General features: G+C 72.3%; 2 protein-coding genes. One reads left to right on the top strand and one right to left on the bottom strand.

Features of this window, described 5'->3' with window-relative positions; translation table 11 throughout:
* A partial coding sequence (locus GT354_RS15350; RefSeq protein ID WP_346012041.1) for a glutamate-cysteine ligase family protein occupies nucleotides 1-568 on the bottom strand: 568 nt, incomplete at its 3' end.
* A 297-nt stretch (nucleotides 569-865) separates the two neighbouring features.
* Here GT354_RS15350 and GT354_RS15345 point away from each other — a divergent pair.
* Nucleotides 866-1324 (top strand): SRPBCC family protein, encoded by a 459-nt coding sequence (locus GT354_RS15345; protein WP_161356874.1) that lies wholly within the window; start codon nucleotides 866-868, stop codon nucleotides 1322-1324.
* Nucleotides 1325-1539 lie beyond the last annotated feature (215 nt).

The raw sequence follows: 1539 nt of genomic DNA, 5'->3' as shown, positions 1-1539 counted from the left end.
ACACCGGCGGGACCCCGCTGACCGACCAGCGGCCGAGAGCGATGGTGCGCCAACTCGCGAAACCGGTGTCGCCACCGTCGGCCACCGGGGAGTTCGCCGACATGGCCACCAGAACCGGCAGCCACGGGCGCAGGCGATTGAGGACGACGACCCCCGCGTCGCGATCCGGGACGGCCACGTGGACGTGCATACCGTTCATCAGTTGCTCGTCGACCAGGCGTGGGGCGTCGGAGTGCAACGACCGGTAGCGGGGAGTGTCGGTGACCTCCACCGGCGACCGGGACGCGAACGGAGCCGTGCCGGACGCGGCGATGCGACAACCGGCCTGTTCGGCCGCCGCCGACACCGCGTGCCGCAGCCGCAACAGGTGCCCGCCGACCTCGTCCAGGGTCTCGCACACGGGCGTGGCCACCTCGACCTGGACCCGCAACAGCTCGGGTTGCACCTCGCCCCCGGACACGGCCGGTTGCAGGTCCGCCGCTACCCGTACCGCCTCGGCCACCGACATCGGCAGGCCGTCGGCGGGGTCCACGAGCAGATACTCCTCCTCGACGCCGAGCGTGGTCACGTGGCGCCACCGGTTGCGAAACCGCGGGCCGGGATCGATCGACGCCCCGATGCCGAGTACATCATCACCACTCCTTCGCCGATGCCTGCCGTCGAGGGTTCGGCCGATCCCCCCGGGGTGCTGCCGCCTCGCCCGCGACACGCCGCTCGAACACGTCGCCGGCCCGCTACCCGGCCGGTGGCCGAACATGCCGATTCACCGGGCGATGATCACTTGCGGGGGTCGCCGTCGCGTACGCCCGGCAGGGAACCGGCAGTGCGGCCGGTGAAGCCGCCCATCGGCGGGTAGTCGCCGGTCGTGGCCAAACGACAGCGATTGATCCAAGCCCCTCCCGCCCGCGTGTGGGAAGTACTTTCCGACCCCCGACGCTACGCCGAGTGGGTGGTGGGCACCCGGACCGTCAAACAGGCCGACGACGAGTGGCCACGGGTGGGCGCGCGATTGCGCTACGTCCTGGGCTTCGGGCCGGTGACCTTCGACGACGAGTGCGTCGTGCGTATCTGCGAACCCGAGCGCCGACTCGAACTGGAGGCGATGGCCAGGCCGTTCGGCTCGGCGCGGATCGCCATCGAGCTCGTCCCGTGGGGCGACGACACCGTCGTCGTGGTCGACGAACACCCGCTGCGCGGGCTCGGCGCCACCCTGGAGGGACCGCCGAGCGAACTCCTCCTGCATCTGCGCAACCGCCGGATGCTCGCCAACCTGGCACGCGAGGTCGGCGAACTCGAACGCTCGCGCGCGCGGGCGGAGGACTGACCGAAAGCCGCCCCCACGGCACGAGCCGGCCCGCCCCGAACACGCGGCACGCGGCACGCGGCACGCGGCACGCTAACCCGCAAGAGACGCGTAACGGGTTAACGCGTAACGCGTACGCCCTACCGGGACGGGCCGCTCAGCAAACGTTGCGCCGCGGCCAGCCCGGGGGCCAACAGGCGCCCCGCGCCCAGCCGATGCCCGCGCAGCGCCGCGCG

This window comes from Streptomyces sp. SID3343, assembly GCF_009865215.1.
GTDB lineage: Bacteria > Actinomycetota > Actinomycetes > Streptomycetales > Streptomycetaceae > Embleya.
The sequence above is the reverse complement of the archived record's forward strand: the minus strand, read 5'-3'. Positions and strand labels throughout refer to the sequence as shown.